A 24,370-nucleotide genomic window follows, 5' to 3' on the forward strand; every position below is an offset into this window, starting at 1 on the left:
CACACAGGAACAGGCAAACGGGGCGACGGATCACTCCTCCTCGGAGCCGTCCTCCTCCTCCGAGCTCTCCGCCTCGGTGGCCGCACCGTCCGCCGCCAGCAGACGCGACAGCTGACGACCGACGATCCGCTTGAACTTGCGCTTCTGCGGACGCGTACGATCCAGCACCGCCACCTCCAGCCGCTCCGCGGGAATCTCCCGCTCGCTGCCATTGGTGTCACGGGACAAGGCCTGCACCGCCAGCTTCAGAGCCTCCGCCAGCGACATGCCGTCACGGTGACGCTGGTCCAGGAAACTGCTGATCTGCTCGGCGTTGCCGCCCACCGCGACCGAACCGTGCTCGTCCACGATCGACCCGTCATGCGGCAACCGATAGATCTGATCACCCTCCGGGGTCTCCCCCACCTCCGCCACGACCAGCTCCACCTCGTACGGCTTCTCGGCAGCCGACGAGAAGATCGTGCCGAGCGTCTGGGCATAGACGTTCGCCAGACCACGAGCGGTCACATCATCACGGTCATAGGTGTAACCCCGCAGGTCGGCGTAACGGACACCACCGATGCGCAGGTTCTCGTACTCGTTGTACTTACCGGCGGCCGCAAAACCGATCCGGTCATAGATCTCGCTGAACTTGTGCAGCGCACGGGACGGGTTCTCGCCGACGAACACAATGCCGTCGGCATACTGCAGCACGACCAGGCTACGGCCACGGGCGATGCCCTTGCGGGCATACTCCGCCCGATCGGCCATGGCCTGCTGGGGTGAGACATAGAACGGCGTCGACACCGGTTATCCGTCCCTTTCTGTCATGGTCACTGGATCACCTTGATAAGAACCGGGGCCCGCACTCAGAGCAGGGCGGCCTTCGGGCCGTCCGGCTCCTCCAGGCGCCTCTGCAGCACCGCACGAGCGAGCTCGGAGGACTCCTCCTCCGTCAGCCGGCGGAAACCGTCCTCGGTGATCACGGTGATGATCGGGTAGATCCGGCGGGCGACATCGGGACCACCGGTCGCCGAGTCGTCGTCAGCCGCGTCGTAGAGAGCCTGCACCACCAGCGTGGTCGCCTGCTCCTCGGTCAGGTCGTCACGGAACAACTTCTTCATCGCGCCACGCGCGAAGATCGAGCCGGAGCCGGTGGCTGCGAAATTATGCTCCTCGCTGCGGCCACCCGTGACGTCATAGGAGAAGATCCGCCCCTTCTCCCGGTCCACGTCATACCCCGCGAACAGCGGCACGACCGCCAGACCCTGCATCGCCATACCGAGATTCGACCGGATCATCGTCGACAACCGGTTCGCCTTGCCCTCCAGCGACAGCTGCGCACCCTCGACCTTCTCGAAGTGCTCCAGCTCCAGCTGGAAGAGCTTGACCATCTCCACGGCAAGACCGGCGGTGCCGGCGATACCCACGGCCGAGTACTCGTCCGCCGGGAACACCTTCTCGATGTCCCGCTGAGCGATGATGTTGCCCATGGTGGCGCGACGGTCACCGGCCAGCACCACGCCCCCCGGGAAGGTCACGGCCACGATGGTGGTGCCGTGGGGCGCCTCGATCACGCCCTGCGTGGGCGGCAGCTGCCGGTTGCCCGGCAGCATCTCGGGCTGGTGCTCGGACAGGAAGTCCATGAAGGAGGAGGACCCTGGCGTCAGGAAGGCAGCTGGTAGACGCCCGGTGCTACGAGTGTTGGCTTCCACGCGTTTCCTTCCACGTATGCAGCAGCCCGCCTTATGGCCTCGGGCTGATCCTTGAACTGCCCCAGCGCGGCGTTGCAGCTGAAGCACAGTACGCCACGGACCCTACCCGTCTCATGGCAGTGATCCACATGTGCGGGCGGAGCCGCAAGACATATGCAGCAGACGCCGCCTTGGGAGGCGATCAACTCGTCGCGTTCGGCTTTGGTGAGGCCGTACTCGCGCCTCAGATGGTCCTCTCGTCCGAGCGCAGCCCGGCACGCCTTACAGCGCGTCGACAGACCATCGGAAGCGGTCGCGTTGCGATGCCATTCGCTGTGCGGCTTCACCTGGCCACAGCTCCGACAGAGCTTGTGCCCGACCGGGACATCCACCTTCTCCCGGACCGGCTTCCCCATGGCCTCCCGGCGATGCCGGTAGTGCGCGGCGCTGTACTCCGCCACGCACTCCCGGCAGTACACCTGGAGGCCGTCGCATCGATTCCTGTCGCGCGCGAAGGCGGCAAGAGGCAGCTCCCGCCCGCATTTCCCGCACTCCTTCGCGTCCGGCTCCTCTGCCACCCGACCCCCGCCGCCTTTACTTCGAAGGCATCGTGACCGATTCGCCTTTACTCTCCACCTTTTTGCACGAAGGAGCGCACGAAATCCTCGGCGTTTTCCTCGAGTACGTCATCGATTTCGTCCAGGACGGAGTCCACGTCGTCGCTCAGCTTCTCGTGCCGCTCCTTGAGGTCCTCCGAAGCCTGCGCGTCCTGCGCCTGCTCCTCGACCTCTTCGGTAGCCCGCGTGGCCTTCTGCTGACCGCCGCCGGTGTCCTTGGTTGCCATAACCCTCACCCCGCTCAGTTCGCCTGCCGATCGGTGATGATCAGACCCTACAAGCCGGGTCCGACATCGGCCCCGCAGTTTCTCCAACGTACGGGGGCCACCCCGATGATTCCCGGGCGGTAGGGGTTTCCACCCTGTCCGCCCGGGCCGCACCGAGTACCCCCCTGGCCCGCTCACCCGCCTGACAGGACCCTGACCAGGTCTTCTGCGGTGCGGCAGCGGTCCAGCAGTTCCTTGACGTGATTTCGCGTTCCGCGTAGCGGTTCCAGGGTTGGAACGCGCTGGAGGGAGTCCCGGCCGGGGAGGTCGAAGATGACCGAGTCCCAGCTCGCCGCGGCGACGTCGTCGGCGTACTGCTCCAGGCAGCGGCCGCGGAAGTACGCCCGCGTGTCCTCCGGCGGCTTCCTCATGGCCTGCTCGACGTCCGTCTCGTCCAGGAGGCGCTTGATGCGGCCACGGGCCGCGAGCCGGTTGTAGAGGCCTTTCTCGGCGCGTACGTCGGCGTACTGGAGGTCGACGAGGTGGAGGCGTGCGGCGTCCCAGTCGAGGTTGTCGCGGCGGCGGTAGCCTTCCATCAGCTCCCGCTTGGCGACCCAGTCCAGCTCGCCCGCCAGGCTCATCGGGTCGTTCTCCAACCGGGTGAGGGTGTCTTCCCAGCGGGTCAGGATGTCTTTGGTCTGGTCGTCGGCGTCGGCCCCGTAGCGCTCCTCCACGTATTTGCGGGACAGCTCGTAGTACTCCATCTGGAGCTGGACGGCTGTGAGGGTCCGACCGCTACGCAACGTGATCAGGCGCTTCAGGGACGGGTCGTGCGAGACCTGGTGCAACGTCCGTACCGGCTGGTCGACGGCGAGGTCCACCGCGATGAAGGCGTCCTCGATCATGGACAGGACCAGGGAGGTCGTGCCCAGTTTGAGGTAGGTGGAGATCTCGGAGAGGTTGGCGTCGCCGATGATCACGTGGAGGCGGCGGTACTTTTCCGCGTCGGCGTGCGGCTCGTCCCGCGTGTTGATGATGGGCCGCTTCAGGGTCGTCTCCAGGCCGACCTCGACTTCGAAGTAGTCGGCGCGCTGGCTGATCTGGAAGCCGTGTTCGTGGCCGTCCTGGCCGATGCCGACGCGGCCGGCGCCGGCGAAGACCTGGCGGGAGACGAAGAAGGGGGTGAGGTGGCGCACGATGTCGGAGAAGGGGGTTTCCCGCTTCATCAGGTAGTTCTCGTGCGTGCCGTAGCTGGCGCCCTTGTTGTCGGTGTTGTTCTTGTAGAGGTGGATGGGCTGGGCGCCGGGGAGCTGGGCGGCTCGTTCGGCGGCTTCGGCCATGATGCGTTCGCCGGCCTTGTCCCAGAGGACGGCGTCGCGGGGGTTGGTGACCTCGGGGGCACTGTATTCGGGGTGGGCGTGGTCGACGTAGAGTCGTGCGCCGTTGGTGAGGATGACGTTGGCGAGGCCGATGTCCTCGTCGGTGAGCTGGCTGGCGTCGGCGGCCTCCCGGGCGAGGTCGAAGCCTCGTGCGTCGCGTAGCGGGTTCTCTTCCTCGAAGTCCCAGCGGGCCCGGCGGGCCCGGTGCATCGCGGCCGCGTAGGCGTTGACGATCTGGGACGAGGTGAGCATGGCATTGGCGTTGGGGTGGCCGGGGACGGAGATTCCGTACTCCGTCTCGATGCCCATTACTCGCCGTACGGTCATGCGGCCCTCCTTGCCCGGCGGCACCCTCGGTCGTGGGCGCCGCTCACGTACCGCTGGCGCTCCGGTGCGTGTGCGGTGCCCGTCCCCGCACTGCGCGACTCGGCGGTAGGAACGAGCCTAGAACGCCTTTGCACTGGTGGGGAGATCATTTGCGTCATTGGCTGCTCCGGTCGTGGCCTGAAAAACGCGAGGGCTGCGGGTACCCCCCGGTGAGGGCACCCGCAGCCGCCCTGCTGTTACAGGTACTGACCGGTGTTCGCCACCGTGTCGATGGAGCGTCCGGTGTCTGCGCCCTGCTTTCCGGTGATGAGGGTGCGGATGTAGACGATCCGTTCGCCCTTCTTTCCGGAGATGCGGGCCCAGTCGTCGGGGTTGGTGGTGTTGGGGAGGTCTTCGTTCTCCTTGAACTCGTCCACGCAGGCCTGGAGGAGGTGGGAGACGCGGAGGCCCTTCTGGTTCTTTTCGAGGAAGTCCTTGATCGCCATTTTCTTGGCGCGGCCGACGATGTTTTCGATCATGGCGCCGGAGTTGAAGTCCTTGAAGTAGAGGACTTCCTTGTCGCCGTTGGCGTAGGTGACTTCCAGGAAGCGGTTTTCCTCGGATTCGGCGTACATCTGCTCGACCGCCGTCTGGATCATGCTCTGGACGGTGGTGGCCTTGTCGCCGCCGTGTTCGCCGAGGTCGTCGGCGTGCAGCGGGAGGCGTTCGGTGAGGTATTTGCCGAAGATGTCCTTGGCGGCTTCGGCGTCGGGGCGCTCGATCTTGATCTTCACGTCGAGGCGGCCGGGGCGCAGGATGGCGGGGTCGATCATGTCCTCGCGGTTGGAGGCGCCGATGACGACCACGTTCTCCAGGCCTTCCACGCCGTCGATCTCGGCGAGCAGCTGGGGGACGATGGTGTTTTCCACGTCGGAGCTGACGCCGGAGCCTCGGGTGCGGAAGAGGGATTCCATCTCGTCGAAGAAGACGATGACGGGGGTGCCCTCGCTGGCCTTCTCGCGGGCTCGCTGGAAGACGAGGCGGATCTGCCGCTCGGTCTCGCCGACGTACTTGTTGAGGAGCTCGGGGCCCTTGATGTTGAGGAAGAAGCTCTTGCCGGCGGCCTGGCCGGTGACCTCGGCGACCTTCTTGGCGAGCGAGTTGGCCACGGCCTTGGCGATGAGTGTCTTGCCGCAGCCGGGGGGGCCGTAGAGCAGGACGCCCTTGGGTGGGCGCAGCTCGTGCTCCTTGAACAGGTCGGGGTAGAGGTAGGGCAGCTCGACCGCGTCGCGGATGGCTTCGATCTGGTTGCCGAGGCCGCCGATCTGCTCGTAGCCGATGTCGGGGACCTCTTCGAGGACGAGTTCCTCGACCTCGCTCTTGGGCACGACCTCGTAGACGTAGCCGGAGCGGGGTTCGAGCAGGAGGGCGTCGCCGGCGCGGATGGTGACGTCCAGCAGCGGCTCGGCGAGCCGTACCACCCGTTCCTCGTCGGTGTGGCCCAGTACGAGGGCGCGCTCGCCGTCCTCGAGGATTTCCTTGAGGGTGACGATGTCACCGACGCGCTCGTACTCCATGGCTTCGACCACGTTGAGCGCTTCGTTGAGCATGACTTCCTGGCCGCGCCTGAGGTCGTCGAGGTCGACGCTGGGGCTGACGTTCACGCGGAGTTTGCGGCCTCCGGTGAAGATGTCGGCGGTGCCGTCCTCGTTGGCCTGCAGGAAGACGCCGAAGCCGGCGGGCGGCTGGGCGAGCCGGTCGACCTCTTCCTTGAGGGCCACGATCTGGTCGCGGGCCTCGCGGAGGGTGTTGGCCAGCCGTTCGTTCTGGGCGGACACGCCGGCCAGGTTCGTCTGCAGCTCGACGATCCGCTCTTCGAGAATCCTCGTGTGTCGCGGAGAGTCGGCGAGCTTGCGTCGCAGGACGGCGATCTCCTGCTCAAGGTAGGCGATCTGCCCGGCCGGGTCTTCGGACCCTCGTCCCGGGCGGATGCCGCGGTTCATGTCGTCGTCGTGGGCTGCCACGGTCCTCACCTCCTCCAAGGGGAGCTGGACGCTTCCAGACCCTACCTGGGTGGGTGTCGATTGAAACCCCTAGATCACCAAGACTGTCAAGGTGTGTCGTCGGTCACCCGTTGCGCTCTCCCTCGCACGGAGGGGATACCCACTCAACGTGATGCGGAAGCGGCTTGTTCCGGGCATCGGGTGGTCAAAACCCTTCGGGAGTGGCCGGAGTTGTCCGGTCCGGGCTGATGGGCCCGGAGGTGGGCAGCCTGCGGGGCTCCGCCGTGTTTCATCACGCTGAGCGACGGTTCGGGCGGAGGGTGTCACGGCCGGCCTGGCTTGATGTGGCGGGTGTCATGCCGGAGGTGTCTCTGTCCTGATCGAGCGCTGGTACCCGAGGGGGCGGGGGTGGAAACCCGGTGGCGGTGGAGGGTGGCCGGAACGGGGGCGGAGGTAGGGTCGAGGGTGTTCAACAGCCGCTGGTGCGGACCCGGCTGGCCCTCGTGGTGCCGGTTCCGCCCGGTGTATCGACGGCAGGAGAGGTGACCGTGCAGCAGGAGGCCCTGGGCGGGGAGGCGCTGGAGGTCTGGATCGATCAGGATCTGTGTACCGGTGACGGGATCTGCGCCCAGTACGCGCCTGAGGTGTTCGAGCTGGACATCGACGGGCTGGCCTATGTGAAGGGTGCGGACGCGGAGCTGTTGCAGGCGGTGGGTGCGGCGGCGCCGGTGCCGTTGCCGCTGCTGGTGGATGTGGTGGACTCGGCGCGGGAGTGTCCCGGTGAGTGCATTCATGTGCGCCGGGTTTCGGACAGGGTCGAGGTGTACGGGCCCGACGCGGAGTGAGTCCGAGCCGGGCCGTGTGTCAGACGCCGTGGGTGTCGGTGGGGGTGGAGCGGATGAACGCGGTGCCGTTCCAGTGCCACTTGGCCGGGGTTCTGACGTCGGGGCAGCAGTTGGGGACGGCGTCGGAGGAGTAGCCGAGCAGGGTGGCGGTGACGGTGCCCGCGCGTATCGAGAAGTCGGTGACGGTGAGCCGGTCCTTGGGGTCGACGAGGGTGGCGACGATGCGTGGTTGGTCGCTGTCCGGGGAGCGGGTGAGGACGTAGACCCCGTCGGGCGGTGTGCCCATGGCGGAGTCGCAGTGGACCACGGCGGCTGTTTCGGGTCTGCCGTCGCCGTCGAGGTCTCCGGTGGTTTTCCTGGCGACGACGGCTTTGACGGGTCCGCATTGCAGGGGGAAGGTGACGCCGGTGGTGCTGGGCGGTGCAATGGCGGCGGGGACGGACGTGCCGCGTGTGTCGGTGTGGGTCTGGGCGGCCGTGGCCGATCCGGGTTGTACGACGGAGGAGAGGGCGACGACGCCGGCGACGGCCGTGGCGGTGGCGACCCAGTGGATGGGTCGGGTCTGGGCGTGAGCGAGCTCCGGAACGGCGGATTGCTGCACTAGGAGTGTCTCCTGTGAGGGCTGTGCCGGTGGGGTGGCCAGCATGGTGCCACACGTCACAGTGCTGGGGAACGGCGGGGTCGGGGATCGCCGAAGGCGGCGGCCCGCGCGCGTGGTGGGCGTTCGCGTTGTGCGGGTGGGTCCCTGGTGCCCTGTCAACGAACGGGCGCCGTGCCGCAGTTCCCGTCGGTGTGCGGGAACTGCGCCACGGCGCCCTTGCGTTGTGCTGTGTGGGAGGTCGGTCAGCGGCCGGGGCCGCCGTCGGCGTTGGGTCCGGCGTAGTCCTCGCCGTAGGCGCCCTTGGCGGGGCGGCGGCGGCGCATGGGGGGCTCGACGCCGTCGGCGAGGCGGCGGGCGGTGAGCAGGAAGCCGGTGTGGCCGATCATGCGGTGGTCGGGGCGGACGGCGAGGCCTTCGATGTGCCAGTTGCGGATCATGGTTTCCCAGGCGGTCGGCTCGTTGAAGCAGCCGATCTCCCGGATGGACTCCACGGTCCGGGCGAGCTGGGTGGTGGTGGCCACGTAGCAGCAGAGGATGCCGCCGGGGACGAGTGCCTTGGAGACGGCCTCGAGGCATTCCCAGGGGGCGAGCATGTCGAGGATGACGCGGTCGACGTCGGTGTCGGACAGGTTGTCCTGGAGGTCGCCGACGGTGAGCTGCCAGGCGGGGTGGGGGCCGCCGAAGTAGCGTTCCACGTTCTGCTGGGCGATCTCGGCGAAGTCCTCGCGGCGCTCGTAGGAGTGCAGCATGCCCTGGTCGCCGATGGCGCGCAGCAGGAAGCTGCTGAGCGAGCCGGAGCCGACGCCGGCCTCGACGACGCGTGCGCCGGGGAAGATGTCGGCGAAGGCGAGGATCTGCCCCGCGTCCTTGGGGTAGACGACTGCTGCCCCGCGGGGCATGGACAGGACGTAGTCGGGGAGCAGGGGGCGCAGCGCGAGGTAGGCGACGTTGCCGGTGGTGCGGACAACGCTGCCCTCGGGAGCGCCGATCAGTTCGTCGTGCGGGAAGGAACCCTTGTGGGTGTGGAAGTTCTTTCCGGCTTCGAGCGTGAACGTGTAGTGGCGGCCCTTGGGGTCGGTCAGCTGTACCTGGTCCCCGACCTTGAAGGGCCCGCGCCTGCGGGCGGCACCGGTCGGTTCGGACATGTGACCAGCGTACCGGTTCCGGTCCGGGGGTTTGGCCGACGGAAGGGGGTGGGGCCGGGGCGCGTGCCTTTCGGGGCGGCGCTCGGGCGCGGGGCGTTATGAGGCGGGGCGTGCCATCGCCTTGACGAAGGCTCGTTCCACATCGGCGGCGGACAGGACGCCGTAGATCTCGCCGGTCTCCTCGACCACCAGGTATTCGGTGGCGGGGGTGGCGCGCAGGACGTCGAGGAGTTCTTCTCCGGCGAGCTCGGCGGAGACTCGCATGCCGTCGGTGAGCTCCTGGGCGAGGCCGCTGACGGCGACCCAGGGGCGGCGGTGTTCGGGTACGCCGACGATGGCGGACTCGCGGACCAGGGAGATGGGGTTGCCGTGGGCGTCGACGACGACGAGGGCGCGGGCGCCGGCGGCGTTGGCGCGGCGCAGCGCTTCCGACAGCGGGGTGTGGGTCTCGACGGGTACGGCGCGCCGGGTGAGGGTGCGGGCGCGCAGTTCGGGGAGGTGTTCGCGCAGGCGGGCCATCCGCAGGCTGTTGCCGGCGCCGGTCCAGATGATGGCGGCGAGGATGGCGGCGAGCAGGGCGTCGGTGACGGTGTCCATGCCGCCGGTGTCCTCGGTGTTGCCGCCGAGGACTCCGGACTGGTTGAGCAGCGGCAGGCCGATCAGGACGGCGACGGCGAGGGCGCGGCCGACCCAGGCGGCGGCGACGGTGCCGCTCATGGGTTTGCCGGTGATGGCCCAGACGACGGCGCGGAGCATGCGGCCGCCGTCGAGGGGCAGGCCGGGGAGGAGGTTGAAGATCGCCACGATGAGGTTGGAGATCATCAGGCCGGCCAGCAGGACGCCGGGTACCGTGCCGGGTTCGACGGGCTTCATGGCGAGGTAGAACAGGCCGGCGAGGACGAGCGAGAGCAGTGGGCCGACGAAGGCCAGGACGAACTCGCGGCCCGGGGTCTCGGCCTCCTTCTCGATCTCGGAGACGCCGCCGAAGAACTGCAGCTGGATGCGGCGGACCGGGAGTTTGAAGCGGATCGCCGCGACGGTGTGGGCGAGCTCGTGGACGAGTACGGAGGCGTAGAAGGCGACGGCGAAGAACAGGGAGACCAGGTAGCGGGCGGCGCCGAGCTCGGGCAGTACGCGGTCGAGCTGGCCGCCGAAGACCCAGGTGATGAGTGCGGCGACGAGGAACCAGCTCGGTGCGACGTACACCGGTACGCCGAAGGGGCGGCCCATGAGGATGCCGCCACCGGGCTCTTTGGGCCGTGGCTGGGGCGGCTCGCCCTTGGCGATTCCGGAGTGGGCGAGGGTCCGGTGCTGCTCGGGGCGGGTGTCGTGCGGGGTGCCGGTGTCGGCCGGGCCGCCGTCGGTCCTCTCGGTGTCCGAGGCGCCGTCGGCGTCGGCGTCGGGCGTATGCCCCGAAGGCACAGTGGCATCCGAACCGGTGCCGGTGCTGTCCGTGCCCTCCGGGTTGGCGGTGGTGTCCGCGTCGGCCTGGGCAGGTCGTGGGGTGGGCTCGGGTTCCGGGCCCGCATGGCCGGCGGGGTCGGTCGTCGGGGCCGTTGGACCTGCGGGGTGCTCGGCCGGCTTGTCTTTGCCGGACCGCGGCTGCCCGCTCCCGCCGCTCACGTCCACGGTGTCCCCTCGTTCGAAGCGTCTTCCGTACCTGCCGGACGGAAGGGTCTGTGGTCGATGGTATGCGGCCTTGGTGACGCGTTTCGCCCCGGCACCCCTTGAGTTTGCCGCGCGGACGCGCGGCCGGGCGGGCGGCGGCTGGGTCACTGTCAGTGGTGGGCCGTAAGGTCTGTGGACATGGACAGCAGCATCGAGGACGCGGGAGCCCTGTCGGGCGGTGCCGAGCAGACGGATCCGGCCGGGGCGCCGCAACCGACGCCCATGGCGGCTTCGGTGCCGGGGCCGTCGACAGCTGTGGAGGCCTCGGAGCCGGACTCGGCCGTGCCGGCTCCGCCGGAGGCCGGTGCCGAGCGTCTGGCCATGGCGCCCACCTCGCTGTCCCCGTCCCGGGCGGGCGATTTCATGCAGTGTCCGCTGCTGTACCGGTTCCGGGTGATCGACCGGCTGCCGGAGAAGCCGAGCGCGGCGGCGACCCGGGGCACGCTGGTGCACGCGGTGCTGGAGCGGCTGTTCGACGCGCCCGCGGCGGAGCGGACCGCGCCCAGGGCCAAGTCGTTGATCCCGGGCCAGTGGGACCGGCTGCGGGAGAGCAGGCCGGAGCTGGTGGAGCTGTTCGCGGACGATCCGGACGGGGAGCAGCTGGCGGGGTGGCTTCAGGAGGCGGAGCGGCTGGTCGAGCGCTGGTTCACGCTGGAGGATCCGACGCGGTTGGAGCCGGCCGAGCGGGAGCTGTTCGTGGAGACCGAGCTGGAGTCGGGGCTGCGGCTGCGCGGGATCATCGACCGGGTGGATGTGGCGCCGACCGGTGAGGTGCGGATCGTCGACTACAAGACGGGGAAGGCGCCGCGGCCGGAGTACTCCGAGGGCGCGCTGTTCCAGATGAAGTTCTACGCCCTGGTGGTGTGGCGGCTGAAGGGGGTCGTGCCGCGGCGGCTGCAGCTGGTGTATCTGGGCAGCGGGGATGTGCTGACGTACGACCCGGTTCTCGCCGATCTGGAGCGGGTGGAGCGCAAGCTGCACGCGCTGTGGGACGCCATCAGGCAGGCCACGGAGACCGGGGAGTGGCGGCCGCGTCCGACGAAGCTGTGCGGTTGGTGCGACCACCAGGCGCACTGCCCGGAGTTCGGCGGCACTCCCCCGCCGTATCCGTTGCCGGTGAGGGCGCGTGAGTCCGGGAGCGTGTCGCAGGGCAGAATGGGCCCGGACTAGCGAAGGAGTGTCACGTGGCCATCCGTGTCCTACTGGTCGACGACCAGCCCCTGCTGCGTACGGGTTTCCGGATGATCCTGGAGGCCGAGCAGGACATCGCGGTCGTGGGCGAGGCCGGTGACGGTCTGCAGGCCCTCGATCAGGTGCGGGCTCTGCAGCCGGACGTGGTCCTGATGGACATCCGTATGCCGCGGATGGACGGGGTGGAGGCGACCCGGCAGATCACCGGGCCGGACCGGTCCGGTCCGGCGAAGGTGCTGGTGCTGACCACGTTCGATCTGGACGAGTACGTGGTGGAGGCGCTGCGGGCCGGGGCGAGCGGTTTTCTGCTGAAGGACGCGCCCGCGAACGAGCTGGTGCAGGCGATCCGTGTGGTGGCGGCGGGTGAGGCGATGCTGGCGCCGAGTATCACGCGCCGGCTGCTGGACAAGTACGCCACGCATCTGCCCTCCGGTGAGGAGCCGGTGCCGGACACGCTGAACACTCTCACCGACCGTGAGGTGGAGGTGCTGAAGCTGGTGGCGCGCGGTCTGTCGAACGCGGAGATCGCCGCGGACCTGTTCGTCAGTGAGACCACGGTGAAGACGCATGTGGGGCATGTGCTGACCAAGCTGGGTCTGCGGGACCGGGTGCAGGCGGCGGTGTACGCGTACGAGAGCGGTCTGGTGCGTCCCGGCGCGCAGTGAGCGCGTTCACGTCCGGTACGACGGCGAAGGGCGCCCCTCCCGCGTGGAGACGGGCGCCCTCGGTGTCAACGGGCGTCAGCTCTTGCTGAGTTCCCAGAACCGGAACACCGTGGAGGCGTCCAGGCAGTACTCCAGGCCGTAGACGCCGTCGCGGGCGACCGCGTACTGCTTGCCCTGCCAGACGGGCAGGAGGGGCAGTTCGGTGGCGACGATGTTCTGCAGCCGGCCGAAGTCCTTGTCGGTGGCGGCCCGGTCGCTCTGCGCGGCGGTGTCGGGGATGAGGGTGCCGGTGATGGTGCGGTTGCTGTAGTTGTTGTCCAGCACGTTGCCCTTGCCGAAGAAGGGTGCGGTGAAGTTGTCGGCGTCGGGGTAGTCCGGTACCCAGCCCTTGACGTAGACGCCGTACTTGCCGGCCTCGATGTCCTTCTCGTACTGGTCGAAGGCGACCGACTTGACGTCGGCCTGGAACAGGCCGCTGGCGTTGAGCTGGCCGGCGATGGCCTTCAGCTCCTCGTCGGTGGCGGGGCCGTAGCGCGACGGCGTGGACCACAGGGTGAGCTTGACCTTGCCGTTGATGCCGGCGGCGCGCAGTGCGGCGGCGGCCTTGGCCTGGGAGGGGCGGGCGCCGTAGGTGTCGAAGAAGGCCGTGTTGTGGCCGACGATGCCCGCCGGGATGATCGAGTACAGCGGGGTGGCGGTGCCCTGGTAGACGTTCTTGATGAGGGCGTCGCGGTCGATGAGGTAGGCCATGGCCTTGCGGACGCCGAGGTTGCCCGCGACCGGGTCCTTCATGTTGAAGACCAGGTGCTGGACTTCGGCGCTGCTTCCTTCGATGACGTCGACGCCCTTGCCCTGCTGCTGGTCGAGGCCGGCGACGTCGGAGGCGGACAGGCCGCGGTAGGCGATGTCGACGTTGCCGTCGAGGAGGGCCTTCTTCAGGGCGGCGCGGTCGCCGTGGAAGAACTTCAGGGTGACGCCGGAGTTCTTGACCTTGGCGGTGCCCTGGTAGTTGCCGTTGACGGAGAACACCGCGTGGTCGTTGTCGAAGGAGTCCAGCTTGTAGGGGCCGGAGCCGATGGCCTTGTGGTCGGTGCGCAGGCCGTTCGCGTCGTACTGGAGGTGGTCGACGATGGAGCCGGCGCCGGAGGCGATCTTGCTGGGGAAGGTGGCGTCGGAGGTCTTCAGGTGGAAGACGACCGTCCTGGCGTCCGGGGTGTCGATGCCGGCGAGCATCGGAAACATGACCGCGGGCCCGGACGGGTCGTTGATCTTCAGCGTGCGGTCGAAGGAGAACTTCACGTCCTTCGAGGTGAGGGCGTCACCGTTGCTGAACTTCAGGCCGTTCTTGAGGGTGCACCGGTAGACCGTGGCGCGGGAGTCGGTGAAGGTGCATTCCTTCGCGAGTTCCGGCTGGGGTTCGGTCTGGCCCTTGGGGAAGCTGAGCAGGGACTGGAAGACGTTGTCGAACAACAGCCAGGAGCCGGGGTCGTAGCCGGAGGCCGGGTCCGTGGCGAGGACGTCGTCGGACATCCCCATCACCACGGAGGAGCCGGTGCCCCCGGAATCGCCGCTCTGCGAGCCGCAGCCGGTCAAAAGGCCGGAGGCCAGCCCCGCCACGACGGGCAGGACTGGCCACTGGTTGCGCATGTTCACTTGAAATGTGCCTTGTCGTCGGTTCGTCACCCGGGGCCGCCGTCCTGGCCCTCGGGATGTCCGGGGCAGCCGTCCCTGGTCCCCGGACGAGAGAGCCGTCAGCCGCTCACACCGCGGCCGAGCTCCCACAGCTGGAGCGTAGACGAGGAGTTGAGGGCGTAGGCGACGCCCGTGACGTCGGTCCGTGCGGCGACGTACTGCTTGCCCTGCCACAGCGGCAGGATCGGAACGTCGTCGGCGACGATGTCCTGGATCGCCGTCAGGCTCTTGGCGGCGTTGAGCCGGTCGGCCTCGCGGCGGGACTCCGGGATCAGGGTGCGCTGGATGGTGCTGTTGGAGTACGGCGAGCCGAGGAAGTTGTCCTTGTCGAGGAAGGGCGCGAGGAAGTTGTCGGCGTCGGGGAAGTCGGGGAACCAGCCCATGCCGTAGACGTCGTACTGACCCTTCTGCTCGGCGGGGCGGAAGGTCTCCCAGGGGTGGCCCTGGATGGACGCGTTGAACAGGCCGCTGTCGTTGAGCTGCTGCTGCAGGACCTCGAACTCCTTCTTGGTGGCGGAGCCGTAGTGGTCGGTGGTGTAGTGCAGGGTCAGCTTGACCGGGGTGGTGATGCCGGCCTTGGTCAGCAGGTCCTTGGCCTTGGCGACGCTGGGGTTGCCGTACTTGTTGAAGAACGAGTTGGAGTGGCCGGTGACGGTGGCGGGGACGAGCGAGTACAGCGGCTCGGCCTGGGTGCCGTAGACCTTGGAGACCAGTTCCGCGCGGTCGATGAGCTGGGCCATGGCCTGGCGTACGGCCTTGGACTTCACGCTGGACGCGTTGGTGTCGAAGGCGAGGTAGCGGATCTCCAGGCCCGGCATGTCGACCAGGTCGGCGTTCTTGTCGCTGCCGGCGTCCAGCTTCTGGATCTGGTCGGGCGACATGGTGCGAGTCATGACGTCGATGTCACCCTTGTCGATGGCGGCGCTCATGGCGTCGGCGTCGGCGAAGGAGCGCAGTTCGACCTTGTCGTTGTTCACCTTCACGGCGCCCTTGTAGTTGGGGTTCTTGGTGAAGGTGGCGACGGACATCGCGTTGCCGCTGACGTCGGCCTGCAGGGTGTAGGGGCCCGAGCCGTCGACCTCGAAGCCGTCGCGCAGCTTGTCCTTCTGGTAGTCCTTCGGGTTGATGATGCCCGCGACCGGGGTGGACAGCTTGTACGGGAAGGTGGCGTCGGCGGTCTTGAGGTGGAAGACGACCTCGCGGTCGCCCTGCGTCTCGATGGTGTCGATGGTGTTCAGCAGGGAGGCGACACCGCTGCTGGACTTGATGCGCAGGGCGCGCTCGATGGAGTACTTGACGTCCTGGGCGGTCACCGGGTCGCCGCTGGCGAACTTCAGGCCGTCGCGGAGCTTGCAGGCGTAGCGCTCGCTGCCGCTGTCGGTGAAGGAGCAGCTCTCGGCGGCGTCCGGGACGGGGTCGCCCTCGCCCTTGGGCTGGGCCATCAGGGTCTGCACCGTCTGGCGCAGGATGTTCCAGGTGCCGACGTCGTAGGCGTAGGCGGGGTCGAGGGGCGCCGGGGCGTCGCTGGTGGTGGTGAACCGGTCCGTGGTGCCGACGACGATGGCGTCACCGCTCTTGCTCCCGCTGCCGGATCCGCCACACGCGGCGAGAACCGGGGTGAGCAGGCCGGCCACCGCCGGCAGCACCAAAGTCTTGCGGTTCATGCGGGAGTTTCTCCAGAGCTGTTCGGGTCCGTGTATCCGGCATGCATGGGTGGTGCGGCGGATCACGGGGGGTTGCGGCGATGTTCTCGCGATGAGATTAGTCCGCGCCCGCAGGAGGGTTCACGGCCCCGTGAGTTGAGCCCCCATCACGCAGTGGAACCGGGTGTGGACGCACCGAAAACCCGACAGCGGCAGGATTAGTGCAGCATCCCATCAATCGGGACACAAAGACCCTTCATTCCGGGCCGAACGGGGCCGTTCAGCACACTTGACCCAGGATGTCGAGGGCTGTCGGGGTGGGGAACGTCACACTTCCAACTGTGCGGCGAGTCAGTGGAATTCGGCCGGGTGGTCCGCCGTGAATTCCACTTGGGTGTACTTCCTCGGAAATTTGTCCAGCCGGGCCAATGGACTTTTCACGCTGGGTGAACGGCTAGAGCATTTCCGTCATCAGGCCGCGCAGAAATGGCAGGTCGACCTGTTCCAGAGAGGTCACCACGGTGCGTCCGGCGGCCGGGCTGATGGGGGCGACGGAGGGTACGGCGACGACGCGGCAGCCGGCGGCCTCGGCGGCGGCGACACCGGTCGCGGTGTCCTCGACCACCGCGCATCTGTCCGGCCGGGCCCCGAGCCCCGCCGCGGCGAGCAGGTAGGGGTCGGGAAAGGGTTTGGTGCGCGAGACCTCGTCGCCTGCGATGGACAGGGCGAAGTGGTGGGCGCCGAGGATGCTCAGCACACGGTCGATGATGCGCCGGTGGGAGGCGGAGACCAGGGCGGTGGGGATGCCGTGCTCGTGGAGTTCGGCGAGCAGGCGGGCGGCGCCCGGCATCAGCGGCAGGGCCCGGCCGATGCGGTCCTCGAAGCCCTCGTTGAGCAGCACGGTGAGTTCGGCGAGGGTGATGTCGGCGCCGGTGGCCTCGATGAGGAAGCCGGCGCTGCGGGTCATCGGTCCGCCGACCACGACGTGTCGCCAGGACTCGTCCAGGGTGTGACCGAGGGAGGCGAAGACCTCGACCTCGACGTCCCACCAGAATCCCTCGGTGTCCACCAGGGTGCCGTCCATGTCGAGGAGCACCGCCTGCAGGGCGGAGCCTTCGGCGGTAAGGGTTCCGAGCGCGGGGACCGTGCTGGTCATCCGGGCGCACCTCCTTGAGGGACGATCAGGCCGGTTCCCGGACAGGGAACCGGCCTGGTGGACCGACCAGTGTACGTCTCCGGCGGCGGAAACGCCTCGTTTATCACTCGGGCGCGGGGGTACCCCTTCAAACACCCCCGCGCAGGCCGGAGGGCCGTCGATGTGCCGTGAAGCCGACGGCGCCGCGGCTGCGGCCAGGCCCGGGGGGCTCAGCGGGCGTTGAAGTACTTCGCCTCCGGGTGATGGATCACGATCGCGTCCGTGGACTGCTCGGGGTGCAGCTGGAACTCCTCGGACAGGTGGACGCCGATCCGCTCCGGCCGGAGCAGGTCCGCGATCTTGGCGCGGTCCTCGAGGTCGGGGCAGGCGCCGTAGCCGAGGGAGAAGCGGGCGCCCCGGTACTTCAGGGCGAACATGTCCTCGACGTCGGCCGGGTCCTCCCCGCCGAAGCCGAGTTCGGCGCGGACGCGTGCGTGCCAGTACTCGGCGAGTGCCTCCGCCAACTGGACGGACAGGCCGTGCAGTTCGAGGTAGTCCCGGTAGGAGTTGGCCTCGAAGAGCTTGGCGGTCTCCTCGCCGATGCGCGAGCCGACGGTGACGACCTGGAGGCCGACGACGTCGGTCTCGCCGGACTCCTCCGGGCGGAAGAAGTCGGCCAGGCACAGCCGGCGGCCGCGGCGCTGGCGCGGGAAGGTGAACCGGGTGCGCTCGTTGCCCCGCTCGTCCAGGATGATCAGGTCGTCGTCCTTGGACACGCAGGGGAAGTAGCCGTAGACGACCGCCGCTTCCAGCAGGTTCTCCGTCTGGAGCCGGTCCAGCAGGCCGCGCAGCCGCGGGCGGCCCTCGGACTCCACCAGTTCCTCGTACGACGGCCCCTCGCCGGTGCGGGCCTGCTTCAGGCCCCACTGGCCCTTGAACAGCGCGCCCTCGTCGAGCCAGCTGGCGTACTCCTTGAGCTGGATGCCCTTGACGATCCGGGTGTCCCAGAACGGCGGGGTCGGCACCGGGTTGTCGGTGGCGACGTCGGAGCGGACGTGCCCCTCCTCGGGACGTTCCTCGACCTCGACGGTGGTGGCCCGCACCCGGCGCGGGCGCAGCTCGGGCAGCTTGGCGCCCGGCACACCGCGCTTGACGCCGATCAGGGCGTCCATCAGGCGCAGGCCCTCGAAGGCGTCGCGGGCGTAGCGGACCTCGCCCTCGTAGATCTCGTGCAGGTCCTGCTCGACGTAGGCGCGGGTGAGGGCGGCGCCGCCGAGGATGACCGGGAAGCGGGCGGCCAGGCCGCGCTGGTTGAGCTCCTCCAGGTTCTCCTTCATGATCACCGTGGACTTCACGAGCAGCCCGGACATGCCGATGACGTCGGCCCGGTGCTCCTCGGCCGCGTCCAGGATCGCGGAGACCGGCTGCTTGATGCCGAGGTTGACGACGTTGTAGCCGTTGTTGGACAGGATGATGTCGACCAGGTTCTTGCCGATGTCGTGCACGTCGCCGCGCACGGTGGCCAGCACGATCGTGCCCTTGCCCTCGGCCTCCGACTTCTCCATGTGCGGCTCGAGATGGGCGACGGCCGCCTTCATCACCTCGGCCGACTGCAGCACGAACGGCAGCTGCATCTGCCCGGAACCGAACAGCTCACCGACGACCTTCATCCCGTCCAGCAGCGTCTCGTTGACGATGTCGAGCGCCGGACGGTCCTTCAGCGCCTCGTCGAGGTCGGCCTCCAGGCCGTTGCGCTCGCCGTCGATGATGCGCCGCTTGAGGCGCTCCTCCAGCGGCAGCGCGGCCAGTTCCTCGGCCTTGCCCGCCTTCAGCGACTTCGCGGTGGCGCCCTCGAAGAGCTGCATCAGCTTCTGCAGGGGGTCGTAGCCCTCGCGGCGGCGGTCGTAGATCAGGTCCAGGGCCGTGGTGACCTGCTCCTCGTCGAAGCGGGCGATCGGCAGGATCTTGGAGGCGTGCACGATCGCCGAGTCCAGGCCCGCCTTCACGCACTCGTCCAGGAAGACGGAGTTCAGCAGGATGCGGGCGGCCGGGTTCAGGCCGAAGGAGATGTTGGACAGGCCGAGGGTGGTCTGGACGGCCGGGTGGCGCTTCTTCAGCTCGCGGATCGCCTCGATGGTGGCGATACCGTCCTTACGGGACTCCTCCTGACCGGTGCAGATGGTGAAGGTCAGGGTGTCGATGAGGATGTCGTCCTCGCGGATGCCCCAGTTCCCGGTCAGGTCGGCGATCAGCCGTTCGGCGATCTCGACCTTCTTCTCCGGCGTGCGGGCCTGGCCCTCCTCGTCGATCGTCAGCGCGATCAGCGCGGCGCCGTGCTCCTGGGCGAGCTTGGTGACCTTCGCGAAACGGGAGTCGGGGCCGTCGCCGTCCTCGTAGTTCACGGAGTTGATCACCGCGCGACCGCCGAGCTTCTCCAGGCCCGCCTGGATGACGTCGACCTCGGTGGAGTCCAGCACGATCGGCAGGGTGGAGGCGGTGGCGAAGCGGCCGGCGAGTTCCTCCATGTCGGCGACGCCGTCGCGGCCGACGTAGTCCACGCACAGATCCAGCATGTGCGCGCCCTCGCGGATCTGCTCCCGGGCCATCTCCACACAGTCGTCCCAGCGGCCTTCCAGCATGGCCTCGCGGAACTTCTTGGAGCCGTTGGCGTTGGTGCGCTCGCCGATGGCCAGGTAGGAGGTGTCCTGGCGGAACGGCACCGCCTGGTAGAGGGAGGCCGCACCGGGCTCGGGGCGCGGCTCGCGCGCGGCCGGGGTCAGCCCCTGGACCCGCTCGACGACCTGGCGCAGATGCTCGGGGGTCGTACCGCAGCAGCCGCCGATCAGGGACAGGCCGTAGTCCCGGACGAAGTTCTCCTGGGCCTCGGCAAGGCCCTCGGGGCCGAGCGGGAAGTGGGCGCCGTCCTTGGTGAGGATGGGCAGTCCGGCGTTCGGCATGCACAGCAGCGGGATGCGCGAGTGCCGGGCCAGGTGGCGCAGGTGCTCGCTCATCTCGGCGGGACCCGTCGAGCAGTTCAGGCCGATCATGTCGATGCCGAGCGGCTCCAGCGCGGTGAGGGCCGCGCCGATCTCGGAGCCGAGCAGCATGGTGCCGGTGGTCTCGAAGGCCATGGACACCAGCAGCGGGACGTCGAGGCCGAGGCGTTCCATGGCGCGCCGGGCGCCCAGGACGGACGCCTTGGTCTGCAGGAGGTCCTGCGTGGTCTCCACGATCAGGGCATCGGCGCCGCCGGCCAGCAGGCCCTCCGCGTTCGCCTGGAAGCCGTCCCGGAGGGTGGCGTAGCCGATGTGGCCGAGGGTGGGCAGCTTGGTGCCGGGGCCGATGGAACCGAGGACCCAGCGCCGGCGGCCGTCCCCGGCGGAGAACTCGTCGGCCACGTCGCGGGCGATGCGAGCGCCGGCCTCGGACAGCTCGTACACGCGGTCGGAGATCTCGTACTCCGCCATTGCCGCGTGGTTGGCCCCGAAGGTGTTGGTCTCGACGCAGTCGACACCCACGGCGAAGTACGCCTCGTGGACGGAGCGGACGATGTCGGGGCGGGTGAGGTTGAGGATCTCGTTGCAGCCCTCGAGCTGCTGGAAGTCCTCGAGGGTGGGTTCCTGGGCCTGGAGCATGGTGCCCATGGCTCCGTCGGCGACCACCACACGTGTGGCGAGCGCCTCTCGGAGCGCGGACACACGGGTCCGGCTGTCGGCGGAAGGGGACGGTGGCAACGAGGCCATGAAGGGGCTCCCTAGGTGCGACGGCTGTCGGCTATGCGGTGTCCCCGGGCTGGCGGGAGGCCGCACGGCGCCAGACTAACCGGGAGTCGGCTTGGATGGGCACCGGCGTCCACGAGGCGGACGCCGGGTGGCGGGTACCCCACGGCCAGGCCACGTGTGATGTAACAAGTGCCGTCCGACCATTGGCGGGAGATCGGCATGGACCGGTAGTGTTCGGCATTGCCGAACGGTGTTGTCGAGCACCCGGCGGCAGTCGAGGAAGACGGAGGCAGGACGGCGATGGCACGGAACATCCAGTCGCTCGAACGGGCGGCCGCGATGCTGCGGCTGCTCGCGGGCGGCGAGCGACGGCTCGGCCTGTCGGACATCGCCTCGTCTCTCGGCCTCGCCAAGGGCACGGCCCACGGCATTCTGCGCACCCTCCAGCAGGAGGGCTTCGTGGAGCAGGACGACACCTCCGGGCGCTACCAGCTGGGCGCGGAGCTGCTGCGCCTGGGCACCACCTATCTGGACGTGCACGAGTTGCGGGCCCGCGCCCTGGTGTGGACCGACGACCTGGCCCGTTCCAGCGGGGAGAGCGTGTACCTGGGGGTCCTGCACCAGCAGGGCGTGCTGATCGTGCACCACGTCTTCCGGCCGGACGACAGCCGGCAGGTGCTGGAGATCGGCGCCATGCAGCCGCTGCACTCCACGGCGCTCGGCAAGGTGTTGTCGGCCTACGACCCGGTGGCGCACAGCGAGGCGCTGGAGGCCGACCGGAAGCCCTTCACGGACCGCACGGTGTGCGACATGGAGGACTTCGAACACCTTCTCGACATGACACGCGCCCGTGGGTACGCGGCCGACGTCGAGGAGACCTGGGAGGGCGTGGCGTCGGTCGCCGCACCCATCCACGACCGGCGCCGTATGCCCGTGGGCGCGGTCGGCATCACCGGGGCCGTGGAACGGCTGTGCCGGGACGGTCGGCTGCTTCCCGAGCTGATCGCGGCGGTGCGCGACTGCGCCCGCGCGGTGTCCAGGGACCTGGGCGCGGGACGGTTCTGAGCGCTGAGCGCTCCTTGTGAGGCACGCCTGGGGACACCCCGGGCAACGACCGGAACGCCGGGCGGCGTTCCGGTTCTCGCCCTACCCTGAAATCGACATATCGGGCCAATAGCCACGTCAGCGTGCGAAGAGTGACAACCGGCAGCGATCAATAACGATCCTGTTTTCGATAACAGAACCCTTGACGCATCCGTAACACCGAAGCAAGACTCCCGTCCATCGGTCGGCATTGTCGAACACCTACCGGCAATACGCGCTAGAGTGTGACAACGCCAAGGGCCGGCATCGCTCTCACCCCCTGAGGGCGCCAGAACCCCGGCGGGACCCGGGGTTCGGCTACCCCTGGACGAAGGACAAAGGAGTCGCGGGTGTCCAGCTCCGACATCTTCATCGGCGAGACCATCGGTACCGCCATACTCATCCTGCTCGGCGGCGGCGTCTGCGCGGCCGTCACGCTGAAGGCCTCCAAGGCCCGTAACGCCGGTTGGCTCGCCATCACCTTCGGGTGGGGCTTCGCCGTCCTGACGGCCGTGTACATCTCCGGACCGCTCTCCGGTGCCCACCTCAACCCGGCCGTCACGGTGGCACTGGCCATCAAGAACAGCGACTGGAGCAACGTCCCGGTCTACCTCGCCGGACAGCTGCTCGGCGCGATGATCGGCGCGACCCTGGTGTGGGTCGCCTACTACGGCCAGTTCCACGCCCACCTGACCGACAAGGAGATCGTCGGCGGTCCGGGCGCACAGGCCACCGCGGCCAAGGCGGTCGAGGCCCAGGAGAAGGGCGCCGGCCCGGTCCTCGGCATCTTCTCCACCGGTCCGGAGATCCGCAACGCGGTGCAGAACCTCGCCACGGAGATCATCGGCACGGTCGTGCTGATCCTCGCGGTCCTCACGCAGGGCCTGAACGACAAGGGCAACGGCCTCGGCACCCTCGGCGGTCTGATCACCGCGTTCGTGGTGGTGTCGATCGGTCTGTCCCTCGGCGGCCCGACGGGCTACGCGATCAACCCGGCCCGTGACCTGGGTCCGCGCATCGTGCACGCCCTGCTGCCCCTGCCCAACAAGGGCGGTTCCGACTGGGCCTACGCCTGGGTCCCGGTCGTCGGTCCGCTGATCGGCGGCGCCATCGCCGCGGGCATTTACAACGTCGCCTTCGCTTAGACAACGCCTCGAAGCACGCGCCGTACGGACAGACCCCCTACCACGGATCTTTTCAGGAGCACACAGTGACCGACGCCCACACCGCAGGCCCGTTCATCGCCGCGATCGACCAGGGCACGACCTCCAGCCGTTGCATCGTCTTCGACCGGGACGGCCGTATCGTCTCCGTCGACCAGAAGGAGCACGAGCAGATCTTCCCCAAGCCGGGCTGGGTCGAGCACAACGCCAACGAGATCTGGACCAACGTCCAGGAGGTCGTCGCCGGGGCCATCGCCAAGGCCGGCATCACCCGTGACGACATCAAGGCCATCGGCATCACCAACCAGCGCGAGACCACCGTGCTGTGGGACAAGAACACCGGTGAGCCCGTCCACAACGCCCTCGTCTGGCAGGACACCCGCACCGACGCCCTGTGCAAGGAGCTCGGCCGCAACGTCGGCCAGGACCGCTTCCGCCGCGAGACCGGCCTGCCGCTGGCCTCGTACTTCTCCGGCCCCAAGGCCCGCTGGCTGCTCGACAACGTCGACGGCCTGAAGGAGCGCGCCGAGGCCGGTGACATCCTCTTCGGCACCATGGACACCTGGGTCATCTGGAACCTGACCGGCGGTGTCAACGGCGGCAAGCACGTCACCGACGTCACCAACGCCTCCCGCACCATGCTGATGAACCTGCACACCACGCAGTGGGACGAGAAGATCGCCGAGTCCATCGGTGTGCCGCTGCAGATCCTGCCGGAGATCCGCTCCTCCGCCGAGGTCTACGGCGAGGTCACCGGCGGCAAGCTGGGCGACCTGCTCGGCGGCATCCCGGTCGCCTCCGCGCTCGGCGACCAGCAGGCGGCCCTGTTCGGCCAGACCTGCTTCTCCGAGGGCGAGACCAAGTCCACCTACGGCACCGGCACCTTCATGGTGATGAACACCGGTGACAAGATCATCAACTCCTACGCCGGTCTGCTGACCACCGTCGGTTACAAGATCGGCGACCAGCCGACGGTCTACGCCCTCGAGGGCTCCATCGCTGTCACCGGCTCGCTGGTGCAGTGGATGCGCGACCAGATGGGGCTGATCTCCACCGCGGCCGAGATCGAGACGCTCGCGCTCTCGGTCGAGGACAACGGCGGCGCCTACTTCGTACCGGCCTTCTCCGGCCTGTTCGCCCCGCACTGGCGCTCCGACGCCCGCGGTGTGATCGCCGGCCTGACCCGGTACGTCACCAAGGCGCACCTCGCCCGCGCGGTCCTGGAGGCGACCGCCTGGCAGACCCGCGAGATCGCCGACGCCATGGTCAAGGACTCCGGCGACGAGCTGGTGGCCCTGAAGGTGGACGGCGGCATGACCTCCAACAACCTGCTGATGCAGACCCTCGCCGACGTTCTGGACGCACCGGTGGTGCGCCCGATGGTCGCCGAGACCACCTGCCTCGGCGCCGCCTACGCCGCCGGCCTGGCCGTCGGCTTCTGGTCCAGCACGGACGAACTGCGCGCCAACTGGCGCCGGGCCGCCGAGTGGACCCCCCAGATGGACGCGGACACCCGCGACCGTGAGTACAAGAACTGGCTCAAGGCCGTCGACCGGACCATGGGCTGGATCGAGGACGAGAGCTGAGCGGCCCGACACAGCTCAGACATCTCTGACGAGGAGTAAGTACCCGA

Annotated in this window: 19 protein-coding genes; 6 read left to right on the plus strand and 13 right to left on the minus strand. The window is 68.6% G+C overall.

All coding sequences use genetic code 11. From position 1 onward, the window contains the following. Positions 1 to 30: 30 nt before the first annotated feature. From prcA to arc, 6 genes are all read right to left on the minus strand, one after another. Positions 31 to 786: a proteasome subunit alpha gene (prcA, locus tag ACWDEN_RS10570; protein WP_351603498.1), complete on the minus strand. Its 756-nt coding sequence runs from the start codon at positions 784 to 786 to the stop codon at positions 31 to 33. 62 nt (positions 787 to 848) lie between these two features. Beyond that, positions 849 to 1,694 carry a proteasome subunit beta gene (gene prcB / locus ACWDEN_RS10575; protein WP_351603496.1) on the minus strand — a complete coding sequence of 282 codons (846 nt, stop codon included), beginning with the start codon at positions 1,692 to 1,694 and terminating at the stop codon, positions 849 to 851. Continuing rightward, complete coding sequence (locus ACWDEN_RS10580; protein WP_351603494.1) at positions 1,646 to 2,251, minus strand: endonuclease VII domain-containing protein; 606 nt, start codon at positions 2,249 to 2,251, stop codon at positions 1,646 to 1,648. The genes prcB and ACWDEN_RS10580 overlap by 49 nt, the downstream gene beginning before the upstream one ends. 47 nt (positions 2,252 to 2,298) lie before the next feature. Further along, positions 2,299 to 2,517 (minus strand): ubiquitin-like protein Pup, encoded by a 219-nt coding sequence (locus tag ACWDEN_RS10585; protein WP_153544461.1) that lies wholly within the window; start codon positions 2,515 to 2,517, stop codon positions 2,299 to 2,301. Positions 2,518 to 2,690: 173 nt separating this feature from the next. Further along, a complete protein-coding gene (gene dop / locus ACWDEN_RS10590; RefSeq protein WP_351603492.1) occupies positions 2,691 to 4,202 on the minus strand; it encodes a depupylase/deamidase Dop in 1,512 nt (503 codons plus the stop codon). 236 nt (positions 4,203 to 4,438) lie between these two features. Beyond that, positions 4,439 to 6,205: a proteasome ATPase gene (gene arc / locus ACWDEN_RS10595; RefSeq protein ID WP_351603490.1), complete on the minus strand. Its 1,767-nt coding sequence runs from the start codon at positions 6,203 to 6,205 to the stop codon at positions 4,439 to 4,441. Positions 6,206 to 6,726: 521 nt separating this feature from the next. Here arc and ACWDEN_RS10600 point away from each other — a divergent pair. Next, positions 6,727 to 7,029, plus strand: coding sequence for a ferredoxin (locus ACWDEN_RS10600; RefSeq protein WP_351603488.1), 303 nt, complete (start codon positions 6,727 to 6,729; stop codon positions 7,027 to 7,029). Positions 7,030 to 7,048: 19 nt separating this feature from the next. On the opposite strand, the gene ACWDEN_RS10605 is transcribed toward ACWDEN_RS10600, so the two are convergent. The 3 genes from ACWDEN_RS10605 to ACWDEN_RS10615 all read right to left on the minus strand — a co-directional run bounded on the left by ACWDEN_RS10605 (position 7,049) and on the right by ACWDEN_RS10615 (position 10,404). Then, a complete protein-coding gene (locus tag ACWDEN_RS10605; RefSeq protein ID WP_351603486.1) occupies positions 7,049 to 7,630 on the minus strand; it encodes a hypothetical protein in 582 nt (193 codons plus the stop codon). Positions 7,631 to 7,872: 242 nt separating this feature from the next. Continuing rightward, positions 7,873 to 8,775, minus strand: a complete 903-nt coding sequence (locus ACWDEN_RS10610; protein WP_351603484.1) for a tRNA (adenine-N1)-methyltransferase — start codon at positions 8,773 to 8,775, stop codon at positions 7,873 to 7,875. A 96-nt stretch (positions 8,776 to 8,871) separates the two neighbouring features. Further along, positions 8,872 to 10,404, minus strand: coding sequence for a site-2 protease family protein (locus ACWDEN_RS10615; protein WP_351603482.1), 1,533 nt, complete (start codon positions 10,402 to 10,404; stop codon positions 8,872 to 8,874). Between the two features lie 177 nt (positions 10,405 to 10,581). On the opposite strand from ACWDEN_RS10615, the gene ACWDEN_RS10620 reads away from it, so the two are divergent. Both ACWDEN_RS10620 and ACWDEN_RS10625 read left to right on the plus strand, forming a co-directional pair. After that, positions 10,582 to 11,613 (plus strand): RecB family exonuclease, encoded by a 1,032-nt coding sequence (locus tag ACWDEN_RS10620; protein WP_351603480.1) that lies wholly within the window; start codon positions 10,582 to 10,584, stop codon positions 11,611 to 11,613. Between the two features lie 14 nt (positions 11,614 to 11,627). Beyond that, positions 11,628 to 12,299 carry a response regulator gene (locus ACWDEN_RS10625; RefSeq protein WP_228618649.1) on the plus strand — a complete coding sequence of 224 codons (672 nt, stop codon included), beginning with the start codon at positions 11,628 to 11,630 and terminating at the stop codon, positions 12,297 to 12,299. Between the two features lie 75 nt (positions 12,300 to 12,374). On the opposite strand, the gene ACWDEN_RS10630 is transcribed toward ACWDEN_RS10625, so the two are convergent. From ACWDEN_RS10630 to metH, 4 genes are all read right to left on the minus strand, one after another. Then, complete coding sequence (locus ACWDEN_RS10630; RefSeq protein WP_351603478.1) at positions 12,375 to 13,952, minus strand: ABC transporter substrate-binding protein; 1,578 nt, start codon at positions 13,950 to 13,952, stop codon at positions 12,375 to 12,377. A gap of 98 nt (positions 13,953 to 14,050) precedes the next feature. Continuing rightward, positions 14,051 to 15,655 carry an ABC transporter substrate-binding protein gene (locus tag ACWDEN_RS10635; protein ID WP_351603476.1) on the minus strand — a complete coding sequence of 535 codons (1,605 nt, stop codon included), beginning with the start codon at positions 15,653 to 15,655 and terminating at the stop codon, positions 14,051 to 14,053. A 433-nt stretch (positions 15,656 to 16,088) separates the two neighbouring features. Further along, positions 16,089 to 16,790 (minus strand): HAD family hydrolase, encoded by a 702-nt coding sequence (locus ACWDEN_RS10640; protein ID WP_351603474.1) that lies wholly within the window; start codon positions 16,788 to 16,790, stop codon positions 16,089 to 16,091. Positions 16,791 to 16,999: 209 nt separating this feature from the next. Further along, positions 17,000 to 20,512, minus strand: coding sequence for a methionine synthase (gene metH / locus ACWDEN_RS10645; RefSeq protein ID WP_351603473.1), 3,513 nt, complete (start codon positions 20,510 to 20,512; stop codon positions 17,000 to 17,002). Between the two features lie 279 nt (positions 20,513 to 20,791). Between metH and ACWDEN_RS10650 the strand changes: the two genes are divergently transcribed. The 3 genes from ACWDEN_RS10650 to glpK all read left to right on the plus strand — a co-directional run bounded on the left by ACWDEN_RS10650 (position 20,792) and on the right by glpK (position 24,323). Further along, positions 20,792 to 21,556, plus strand: a complete 765-nt coding sequence (locus ACWDEN_RS10650) for an IclR family transcriptional regulator (RefSeq protein WP_351603472.1) — start codon at positions 20,792 to 20,794, stop codon at positions 21,554 to 21,556. A 368-nt stretch (positions 21,557 to 21,924) separates the two neighbouring features. Beyond that, a complete protein-coding gene (locus tag ACWDEN_RS10655; RefSeq protein ID WP_351603470.1) occupies positions 21,925 to 22,719 on the plus strand; it encodes an MIP/aquaporin family protein in 795 nt (264 codons plus the stop codon). Positions 22,720 to 22,784: 65 nt separating this feature from the next. Continuing rightward, complete coding sequence (glpK, locus tag ACWDEN_RS10660) at positions 22,785 to 24,323, plus strand: glycerol kinase GlpK (RefSeq protein WP_351603468.1); 1,539 nt, start codon at positions 22,785 to 22,787, stop codon at positions 24,321 to 24,323. The last annotated feature ends 47 nt before the right edge of the window (positions 24,324 to 24,370 follow it).

The sequence above is a fragment of the Streptomyces sp. NPDC001153 genome (assembly GCF_053598315.1).